This is a genomic window from Paenibacillus sp. OK003 (genome assembly GCF_900109515.1).
GTDB lineage: Bacteria > Bacillota > Bacilli > Paenibacillales > Paenibacillaceae > Paenibacillus > Paenibacillus marchantiae.
Map to the genome: position 1 here is coordinate 23,483 of NZ_FOBD01000034.1, position 10,323 is coordinate 33,805.

Here is a 10,323-nt window from a genome sequence, read left to right on the forward strand (position 1 = left end):
GGACGATGTATATGTTTGTGGACACTTATATGCTTTTTTTGTGTTGAACTTTCCTGAATCGTTGGAGTATCCGATTATGTGACTGTATTTTTAAGATTGATCTGATACATTCCCTGTCGAGTCTCTAACGACCAATTCAGGCTTCAGGACAATCTTCTGTGGTGATTTGCCTTCATCTTTTAGCTCATCAATTAATAGATCAACGGCACGACGCCCCAGATCCTCAATAGGTTGGGCAACCGTCGTCAGAGGCGGACTGGTTACCGAAGCCAGAATCGTATTATCGAATCCGATGATTGATACATCTTCAGGCACACGCAGGCCTAACTCTTTGGCAGCCTGAAGCGCACCAATCGCCTGCATGTCGTTACAACAGAAGATGCCTGTGGCTCGATTCTTTTCCGTGAGCAGCACGAGCGCCTCTTTTTTGGCTGAACCCAAATCGGCATATGACTCTCTCACCTGATCGGCTTCAAGAGAGTAACCCGCCTGCTCCAATGCTTCACGAAATCCGCGTACACGTTCCTGACTGCTGCTGACTTTGAACGGTTCGGACAGCACCGCTACGTGACTATGACCCAATTCAAGCAGATGCTGTGCTGCCAAGGCGCCACCAAGCCTGTCATCGATCGCAACGGTATGTACCGATAACGACGGCATATGACGGGCAATCAGAGCAACAGGTATCGACTGTTGCAGGAGTGGAGACAGAATCTCGGCATTGTCGATACCTGTTCCGATCATCATGCCGTCGACCCTTTTTTGCTGAAGCAGATTCAAATACCGCTCTACCCGCTCGTCCTTATTGTCTGTGCTGCAAATCACGACGCTATAACCCAACTGCCGACTGCGATCTTCTACCGCTCTGGCCAGCTCGGCAAAATACGGATTGGAGATATCGGGCACGAGCAGCCCGAGCGTGTATGTCTGCTTCCCCGTAAGTGCAGCAGCAATAGCGCTCGGCTGATAGTGAAGACGCTCCATGATCTCCATAATCTCGGCGCGCCGCTTCTCGCTAATTTTACCTTTGCCGTTAATGACCTGTGAGACGGTTGCAATGGATACCCCCGCCTCGCGTGCGATATCATATATGGTTGCTTTCATTGTAATTTCCCCATTTTTGCTATATATAAATTCCCTTATATATAGGTAATCGTTATCTTCTCATTATGCAGGGGGAAGTCCGCATACGCAACTTGAAGCCGATACTACTTTTTATTCATCAGCCAATCATGGTCCGGGTCGTTATGGAACTTCCAGGTCCGGGTTGGTCCTGCCATCACATTCAGATAGTAGACGTCGTATCCCGGAGGAGCACCTACCGGATGGTATCCACACGGAACAAGCACAACTTCGCCGTTGTTCACTGCAAGCGTCTCATCTACAGCTCGATCATCGGTGTATATCCGTTGGATGGCAAACCCCTGCTCAGGCTGCACTCGGAAATAGTACGTCTCCTCTAGTAACGACTCATCAGGCAGTGCATCCCGGTCATGTTTATGCGGCGGGTAACTCGACCAATGTCCATCTGGCGTGAACACCTCAACGACGAGCAGACTGTCTGCTTCTTTTTGTTCCGGCAAAATGTTGTGAATCTGTCGTTCCAGATTGCCGTAACCACGCGTCTCAACACCTACATCTTCCGGGGCAATCAGACGAGCTGGATACGTGCCTTTACCTGGTGCCGCACATATGGCAATCTCCAATGCGGTAAGAGCGGTGAACTCCACTCGATCTGAACTGGATACGTAAATCGAATACGGAGGAATTTTCTCAAAAACACTCATTCTTTTCCCGATATTCTCCCACGTATATTCACGAGTACTTACATTCGCCAAGCCGCTGAGAAGCACAAGGCAGAGTTCCTGATCCCCGCTCTCACGAGTTAGGGTCTGTCCCTCCGCAAGCTGCACCACCTGGAACCCAACATATTCCCATCCCGCAGACTCAGGTGTGACCGTTAACAACGTTCCGTCTGCTTTTGGATTCAACACAGGTTTTACTATGCGTTCTGACATGCTTCCTTCCACTCCTTCCTGAATTTATCCTTCATCCTGATCGCTGTCTATTAGATGAAATGAACTTGTTCTGAAAATGTCCCTACGGGGCAACCGTCTGCGATTCCACTGACATGCCCGGGACTTCCCGCAGCTTCACCGGTCTGCCTTGTTCCATGGACAGGCGCGCGGCGAGTGCGATGCGTTCTGCCTGAACGGCATCATTCCCGTTTACGATGACAGGTGTATCGTTCCGAATCGCGTCGATGAAAAGAGCAGTCTCCTGCACGTACGCTTCGTTGTATCTCTCCAGGAAAAAGTGCAGCGGCTTGTCGCGCATCAATCCGGTCGCTGTACTAATCTCTGCCGTATTCGGATGATCGTTCGCAGCTGCGGCGCTGCCCAACGAACCAAATACCTCGACTCGCTGATCGTATCCATAGACCGCCTGGCGGCTGTTATCAATGACGCCGATTGCTCCGTTTGCAAAACTCATCGTCACAATGGCCGTATCCACATCGCCGTGTTCCGCAAAAACAGGATGAATCAGCACATTGCCCTGGGCATAGACTTCCTCCACCTCACTCCCGGACAGATACCGGGCCATATCGAAATCATGGATCATCATATCCATGAAGATTCCGCCAGATACCCGGATGTACTCCGCTGGCGGCGGACTCGGGTCACGAGAAGTGATTTTGATAATATGCGGATCACCAATCGTTCCCTCCTGCACATGTGCACGTACCCGCTTGAAGTTATGATCGAAGCGACGATTGAATCCGATTTGCAGCTTTACCCCAGCCTTCTGCACGGCTGCAACAGCTGCCTGAGTCTGAAGAAGATCCATACTGACCGGCTTCTCGCAAAAAATGTGTTTACCCGCCTGGGCTGCCTGTTCAATCAGGGGTACATGCGTATCTGTTGAGGAACAGATCAGCACTGCATCCACATTTGGCATGGCGATCAGCTGGCTGCTATCTGTCGTTACCACCGGAATATCACGGCTGGAAGCCCACGCCTCCAGCTCGGGTCCTGCAAACAAATCACTGATGCCAACAATCTCGGCATGGGGGTTGCGCAGGAGATTGTCCGCATGAATTTTACCAATACGCCCAGCGCCGATGATGCCAATTCTCACTTTATCCTTGCCCATTCCGTTATCCTCCCTGTATGTGTCCATGTGGACTCAACGTTCTTCCATTGGCTGGGTATGCCCTGAGTGACTACCAGCGGGCAGTAACCATCTTTTTGCGAGTATAAAATTCAACGCCGTCTGTACCGTTGGCATGCAAATCACCGTAGAAGGATTTCTTCCAGCCGGAAAAAGGGAAAAATGCCATTGGCGCAGGTACGCCCAAGTTAATGCCCAGCATGCCTGCATCAATCGTCTCACGGAATTGGCGCATGCTTGCCCCACTGCGGGTGAACAGGCAAGCTCCGTTGGCAAAGTCGGAACGGTTGGCCAGTTCCACTGCTTCCTCCAACGTAGCTACCCTCGCTACCGAGAGCACCGGTGCAAAAATCTCGTCCTTCCAAATCTTCATAGTGCTCTGCACCTCATCAAATACCGTCGGACCAACGAAATAACCGGACTTGCCTGTCGCTTCATCTTTGCGACCATCCCGGATCAGAGCAGCGCCTTCCTGTTCTCCGGATTCAATGTAGCTGATTGTACGTTCCTTATGCGGACCACGAATGACAGGACCCAGGAATACTCCTTCATCCATGCCGTTACCAATCGTGATGCGATCTGCCGCTTCCACCAGCTTTTGCACCAGCGTGTCAGCAACATCGCCGACGGCGACAACAACCGAGCAGGCCATACAGCGTTCTCCGGCTGAGCCGAAGGCCGCACTGGTGATTTCTTTCACTGTCAGGTCGAGATCGGCGTCCGGCATAACGATCGAGTGATTTTTGGCACCAGCAAGCGCCTGTACCCGTTTGCCATGTGCGGATGCGGTAGTGTAAACATATTCAGCCACAGGCTGTGATCCGACAAAAGAGATCGCTTGAACATCCTTGTGTTCAAGCAGTCCATTCACGACGTCATGCGCACCGTGAACGATATTGAGCACGCCGTCCGGAAGCCCTGCTTCCTTGAACAGCTCAGCCAGACGGCCTGCCAGCAGCGGTGTGCGCTCGGACGGTTTCAGGACAAAGGTGTTGCCGCACGCAATCGCCAGCGGGAACATCCAGCACGGTACCATCATCGGGAAGTTGAAGGGGGTTATTCCCCCAATAACACCGATCGGATACCGATACATGCCTGACTCCAGCCCGGTGGCAATGTCGGGCAGCTGTTTGCCCATCATCAGGTTCGGGGCGCCTGCTGCGAATTCGACACATTCGATGCCACGTTGCACTTCGCCGTAGGCTTCCGCGTAGCTTTTACCGTTCTCCAGCGTAACCAGCCGGGCAAGTTCTTCCCAGTGCTCCACCAGCAGCTGCTGGTAGCGGAACAGAATCCGTGCACGGCGGGGAACCGGTGTGCCACTCCAGGACGGGAACGCCTCCCGTGCCGTCTGGACGGCCAAATCCACATCCGCCTGTTCAGACAGCGGTACGTGTGCAATGACCTCTTCCGTAGCCGGATTTACGACCGGCTCCGTACGGGTTGCCGCCGGGGCCACCCAGGCACCCCCGATCCAGTTTTGAACCATTGTCGCTGTTACTGACGCTTCCGAAATTCCTTTTCCCATAGCCCTGTCTCCCTTCGCTTATATGTGCGTTGCGTCGAATCACTCCATGTACTCCAAGTACTTCAACACGTTTCAAGACACCGTAATTTCGCCCCGATTGCAGCGTTCGATATAGTCATTCACTTGTTCCACCGTTGGCATCGCATCCGAGCAGCTATGGCTGGAGATAACGATACATGCTGCCGCACTGCCAAACGCCATACTGCGTTCAATCGTCCATCCCTGCATCAACCCATACAGGAATCCCGCCGCATAGGAATCACCTGCTCCAAACGTCTTCACCACACGCGCAGGGTAGCTGTCCGCTTGATGAGATAGCCCTTCGCCGGTATAGGCAATAGAGCCTTCCTTGCCATGTTTGATGACGACAATTTTAGCTGAGAAATCAAACCATTTTTGCGCGGTCACCTGATCGCTATAGTCTGGATTATGGTCAAACGTCTCCATCATATCGAACTCTTCACGTGTGCCCAGGATGATATCGCATTTCTCGGCTGCGAGGTTATAATAGACCGCCGTCTCTTCGGCTGATGTCCATGTGTAAGGACGATAGTCCAGATCAAACACAATGATAGTGCCATGCTTTTTCGCATACGCCAGCGCCTGGAATACCGCTTCACGCGATGGGCTCTGTGCTAAGGCTGTACCTGAAATGAGCAAAACTTTGGAGTCGGCAATTAGCTGTTCCTGCACCTCTCTCGACTGCAATAGCAGATCAGCCACATGGTCACGATACATTAGAATGCTGCAATCGGTTGGACTTTTGATCTCGGTAAAAGCAAGTCCTGTCACCGCTCCGGTATCGTCCGTTACCACATTAGACGTATCGATCCCGTTCCGCTCCAGATAACTGTTGATGAACCTGCCCATCTGGTCATTCGCGATTTTGCCGATAAATGCCGTTTCCATACCGAGTCTGGACATGCCAATCGTGATATTAGCCGGAGATCCGCCCACATATTTTGTAAAAGTCATCGTCTCTTCCATCGGGCGATTGATCTCATTGGCATTCAAGTCGATGCACAGACGGCCAATCGCGGTGAAATCCATCTTCCTGGAATCAGGAAAGGATACGTAAGTCATTGTATTTGAACCCCTTTCTGTGATGGGATTTGAAAAGATACATTCATCAAACTCACACTCATAATCTGGTTTACCTCATGGTATGGCTCTCTCCCGATGGCCATGACTTTATCAGCTGTGTTGGTATAAGGACTCCATATATTGCAACGATCGCCGCGCATACTCATACGGATTATGAATCGCAGGATCCTGTTCCCCTTCAAGCATCGCCCAGCCATCATACCCCCGTGTGACCAACTCCTGCAGAATCGGTGCAAAATCAATACATCCATCTCCGGGAACCGTAAATACTCCTTTACGAATACAGCCTACAAAATCAGACTGTTCCGCCCGTGCTGCGTCCAACACTTGAGGACGGATATCCTTCAGATGAATATAGGCAATCCGGTCATAATGCTTGCGTAGGAGAGCTAACGGGTCAGCTCCGCCGTAGTAAGCATGACCTGTATCATAGAGCAAATAAACAAGAGATGGGTCAGTCAGTTCCATCAATTTATCGATCTCTTCCGGTTGCTCAACAACGGTACCGCCATGGTGATGATACGTCAGCTTCAACCCGTGCTCACGGGCGATGGCACCTGCTTCGTTCAGCCCCTCAGCAAAGATGTGCCATTCCGATTCACTGAGCCTCAACACTTCTTTTTCATGCGGTGTCCGCCTTGGGTCAAAATGCAGGGAGCCACCTACTTCCGCCGTGCTGATCACCGTACTGCCCATCGATTGCAGAAACTCCGCATGTCTGCGATAGCTGTCCAGCTCAGACTGGCGATACGCCGGGTCGGAGAACAATACCGATTTCCACTGGGAAACGAAGCGGATGTTGCGCTTGCCCAGCTCCTCCCGCAATGTGTCTGGATCCGTGGGATATTTGCGTCCCATCTCCGTACCTGTCAGACCAAGTCGCTGAATGTCATCCAGAATCTGTTCACATGTTGTTGCATCACCATGCTCCTTTACATCCTCTCCGACCCAGTTGATCGGATGAATCCCGAGCTGAAATGGCAGCTTGTTCATGGCTCCACGTCTCCTTTTGTGGTTCAACATTTTTGCACCATTCGATGTAACTCGTTGCTGGGTGAAAATATTTAGAGGAAGAAGCACCCTAATTCATACAACATATATACGCGTGAAGCATTCCCCTCTGTATCATGCAGATGTGAAAGGTACTCTTTGAATTTATGCAAAAATGTCTATTAAACGAATCTAACTTTGGCACGGTTTGCCTTCATGACGTGGTGAGCCGTTACCACCTTTTCCTCGTTGGATACTTCTGGCACGCCCACATTCCACCAGGACTCATATCCGCCTGCATTGGTTCCGGGTACGACTGGAATTTCGATCAGTGTAGTCACGGTCTCATTCCGTGCATCTCTGATCGCCTGCTCCAATTGTTCCGTCGTCTCTGCCTTATAGGCTTTGGCTCCAAGGCTGCGGGCATGTGCTGCAAAATCCATAGGCATGTAATCCCCGGTCAGTCGTCCGCTCTCCGATTCCCGATAGCGAAACTCATTGCCGAAACCGTCACTTCCATGCTCCCGTTGCAAATTATGAATACACTGAAATCCGTTGTTGTTGAATAGTAAAATGGTCATCTTCTTCTGTTCCTGCAAGCTCGTCACCAGTTCAGAATGCAGCATTAGGTAACTACCGTCACCCACCAGGGCATACACTTCACGATCCGGCTCTGCAAGAGCTGCCCCGAATGCCCCGCTTACCTCATAGCCCATACAGGAGAAGCCGTACTCCATGTGGTATGTTTTCGGTTCAGACGCGCGCCATAGACGGTGCAAGTCTCCAGGCAAACTTCCGGCCGCACAAACAATGACGGAAGAAGGGTCAATGGTCCGATTAATAACACCGACCGCGGTTGTCTGTGCCAGCCCTCCCTCATGTTGCAGTCCATAGAGTCGATCCACCTCGGCGTTCCACTCATCCCGCAGATCGGCGATCTCAGATGTTCCGTATCCACTGTGGTACTGCCGTCCCTGTAAAACCGTTTGCAAAGCTTGCAGACCTTCCCGTGCATCCGCTAGAATAGCTTCACCACCCAATTTGGCGGCATCCATGCCGTTCAGGTTAATATTGATGAAAGCCGCTTCGGGATGCTGAAAAGCGGAGCGAGACGCCGTCGTAAAATCCGAGAACCGGGTGCCGACGCCGATTACCACATCTGCTTCTCTGGCAAGCCTGTTGGCAGCCAGCGAGCCGGTAACGCCGATAGCCCCCACATTAAGTGGGTGGTCCCACGCCAAGGCACTCTTGCCAGCCTGCGTCTCGGCAACCGGAATGCCATATGCCTCGGCGAATTCAGCCAGCTGTGTGGATGCCTCGGCATACAACACACCGCCGCCTGCTACGATCAGCGGCTTCCTGCCACGGGCAATCTGCTGCGCTGCCCGTTCAATGGCCGCCTGGACCGGGGGACGACGGTCCAGGTAATGCACCTTGCGGGCGAAGAACGATTCAGGGTAATCGTACGCCTCTGCCTGCACATCCTGCGGCAGCGCCAGCGTTACCGCGCCCGTCTCCGCCGGGTCCATCAGCACGCGCATCGCCTGCGTGGCGGCAATCATCAGCTGTTCGGGACGTACGATGCGATCCCAGTACTTGCTGACCGCTTTGAACGGGTCAGTGGCTGAAATCGTATAATCGCCGCTTACCTCCAGCTGTTGCAGCACCGGATCTGGCTCACGAGTGGCAAAGTTATCACCCGGAAGCAATAACACCGGAATACGATTGACTGTTGCGGTTGCCGCCGCAGTAATCATGTTCAGCGCTCCTGGTCCGATGGACGTTGTGCAGGCATATATCTGTCTACGGTTCTTCTGCTTGGCATAGGCTGCTGCCGTATGTACCATGCCTTGTTCATTTTTACCCTGCATATACGTCAGACTTCCAGGACTACGCTCCAGTGCCTCTCCAATACCAGTTACGTTGCCGTGACCAAAAATGCCGATAACGCCTTTCACAAACTTGGTTTCCACCCCATCAACGGAAATATATTGCTGATCCAGATATCGGAGCAGTGCCTGAGCCATCGTCAGTCTAATGGTTGTCATGGAATGATCATCTCCCTTCCCTTTACCGGTTAAGCGCTTAATCTACGTTAAGTTTAAGCGCCTTACCCCTAAAGGTTAAGCGCTTAATTGATATAGTATTACAGGCTAAAGGATTAGGCAAGATATTTTTGTAAGCGTTTTACAAAACGGCGAATAAACATAGCTTTATCAATGTGGTACTGTGTATTATCCCACTGTTAATAAAGCTATGATCCGGTAAATTAATAGTATTGGAGTGAATGTTCAGATGCCGATAGAAACGTAAAAAAACACAAAAAAAAGAGACGGCAGAAACCATCTCCTTTTTTTGTTTCTATAAAGCGGGTGATGGGAATCGAACCCACGCTATTAGCTTGGAAGGCTAAAGTTCTACCATTGAACTACACCCGCATGTAAAAATCGGGATGACACGATTTGAACATGCGACCCCCTGGTCCCAAACCAGGTGCTCTACCAAGCTGAGCTACATCCCGTTATCTATACCGGCGAGAGGACTCGAACCTCCACGGTTTCCCACTCGATTTTGAGTCGAGCGCGTCTGCCATTCCGCCACGCCGGCATATAAAGTTATAAATGGCGCGCCCTGAGAGATTCGAACTCCCGGCCTTTTGATTCGTAGTCAAACGCTCTATCCAGCTGAGCTAAGGGCGCAAAATATTGGAGCGGAAGACGGGAATCGAACCCGCGACCCTCGCCTTGGCAAGGCGATGCTCTACCGCTGAGCCACTTCCGCATATAAGGGATGCGCGTGGAGGGACTTGAACCCCCACGTCAAAGACGCTAGATCCTAAGTCTAGTGCGTCTGCCAATTCCGCCACACGCGCATATAATGGTGAGTCATGAAGGGCTCGAACCTTCGACACCCTGATTAAAAGTCAGGTGCTCTACCAACTGAGCTAATGACTCGAAAAACTGGTGGAGGATGATGGATTCGAACCACCGAACCCGTACGGGAGCAGATTTACAGTCTGATGCGTTTGGCCGCTTCGCTAATCCTCCAGGATTACATGGTGCCGGCGAGAGGACTTGAACCCCCAACCTACTGATTACAAGTCAGTTGCTCTACCAGTTGAGCTACACCGGCATATTAAGTTGTGATAAATGGTGGCTCGGGACGGAATCGAACCGCCGACACGAGGATTTTCAGTCCTCTGCTCTACCGACTGAGCTACCGAGCCACGATAAAGTTTAATCTTGGAACGTTACACTTTATCTAGGGCGTTCGGTGCCATATTGCAGATTAAGTGAACAACTTCCTCATGTAAAGATTAAAATGGCGGAACCGACGGGATACTCTCACTTCGTTCGAGACTGCGAAGCTTATGCTCTCGAAGTGTATGCTCCGACGAACCCAAAAACGGATTCTCATCCCTGAAGCAAAATTAAGATGGCGGAACCGACGGGATTCGAACCCGCGATCTCCTGCGTGACAGGCAGGCATGTTAGGCCAACTACACCACGGTTCCAGATCACTTTCTTGAA

Annotated in this window: 7 protein-coding genes and 11 tRNA genes; all 18 read right to left on the minus strand. The window is 51.5% G+C overall.

The window, feature by feature from the left end; all coding sequences use genetic code 11:
- Window positions 1-90: 90 nt before the first annotated feature.
- Complete coding sequence (locus tag BMW94_RS29735; protein ID WP_091002215.1) at window positions 91-1,104, minus strand: LacI family DNA-binding transcriptional regulator; 1,014 nt, start codon at window positions 1,102-1,104, stop codon at window positions 91-93.
- Between the two features lie 104 nt (window positions 1,105-1,208).
- Window positions 1,209-2,018 carry a 5-deoxy-glucuronate isomerase gene (gene iolB, locus BMW94_RS29740; protein ID WP_091002216.1) on the minus strand — a complete coding sequence of 270 codons (810 nt, stop codon included), beginning with the start codon at window positions 2,016-2,018 and terminating at the stop codon, window positions 1,209-1,211.
- Window positions 2,019-2,100: 82 nt separating this feature from the next.
- Window positions 2,101-3,153, minus strand: coding sequence for an inositol 2-dehydrogenase (iolG, locus tag BMW94_RS29745; RefSeq protein WP_091002217.1), 1,053 nt, complete (start codon window positions 3,151-3,153; stop codon window positions 2,101-2,103).
- Between the two features lie 70 nt (window positions 3,154-3,223).
- Window positions 3,224-4,699 (minus strand): CoA-acylating methylmalonate-semialdehyde dehydrogenase, encoded by a 1,476-nt coding sequence (locus BMW94_RS29750; protein ID WP_302848019.1) that lies wholly within the window; start codon window positions 4,697-4,699, stop codon window positions 3,224-3,226.
- 72 nt (window positions 4,700-4,771) lie between these two features.
- Window positions 4,772-5,782, minus strand: coding sequence for a 5-dehydro-2-deoxygluconokinase (iolC, locus tag BMW94_RS29755; protein ID WP_091002218.1), 1,011 nt, complete (start codon window positions 5,780-5,782; stop codon window positions 4,772-4,774).
- A gap of 111 nt (window positions 5,783-5,893) precedes the next feature.
- Window positions 5,894-6,796: a myo-inosose-2 dehydratase gene (iolE, locus tag BMW94_RS29760; protein ID WP_091002219.1), complete on the minus strand. Its 903-nt coding sequence runs from the start codon at window positions 6,794-6,796 to the stop codon at window positions 5,894-5,896.
- Between the two features lie 179 nt (window positions 6,797-6,975).
- Window positions 6,976-8,841, minus strand: a complete 1,866-nt coding sequence (iolD, locus tag BMW94_RS29765) for a 3D-(3,5/4)-trihydroxycyclohexane-1,2-dione acylhydrolase (decyclizing) (RefSeq protein WP_091002220.1) — start codon at window positions 8,839-8,841, stop codon at window positions 6,976-6,978.
- 319 nt (window positions 8,842-9,160) lie between these two features.
- Window positions 9,161-9,231, minus strand: a tRNA-Gly gene (locus tag BMW94_RS29770).
- A gap of 9 nt (window positions 9,232-9,240) precedes the next feature.
- Window positions 9,241-9,314 (minus strand) — tRNA-Pro (locus BMW94_RS29775).
- A 7-nt stretch (window positions 9,315-9,321) separates the two neighbouring features.
- Window positions 9,322-9,400, minus strand: a tRNA-Leu gene (locus BMW94_RS29780).
- Window positions 9,401-9,415: 15 nt separating this feature from the next.
- Window positions 9,416-9,492 (minus strand) — tRNA-Arg (locus BMW94_RS29785).
- Window positions 9,493-9,499: 7 nt separating this feature from the next.
- A tRNA-Gly gene (locus BMW94_RS29790) sits at window positions 9,500-9,574 on the minus strand.
- 10 nt (window positions 9,575-9,584) lie between these two features.
- Window positions 9,585-9,665 (minus strand) — tRNA-Leu (locus BMW94_RS29795).
- Between the two features lie 6 nt (window positions 9,666-9,671).
- A tRNA-Lys gene (locus BMW94_RS29800) sits at window positions 9,672-9,747 on the minus strand.
- A gap of 7 nt (window positions 9,748-9,754) precedes the next feature.
- Window positions 9,755-9,840: transfer RNA gene (locus BMW94_RS29805), tRNA-Tyr, on the minus strand.
- Between the two features lie 9 nt (window positions 9,841-9,849).
- Window positions 9,850-9,925 (minus strand) — tRNA-Thr (locus tag BMW94_RS29810).
- A gap of 18 nt (window positions 9,926-9,943) precedes the next feature.
- Window positions 9,944-10,019 (minus strand) — tRNA-Phe (locus tag BMW94_RS29815).
- 210 nt (window positions 10,020-10,229) lie between these two features.
- A tRNA-Asp gene (locus BMW94_RS29820) sits at window positions 10,230-10,307 on the minus strand.
- Between the last annotated feature and the right edge of the window lie 16 nt (window positions 10,308-10,323).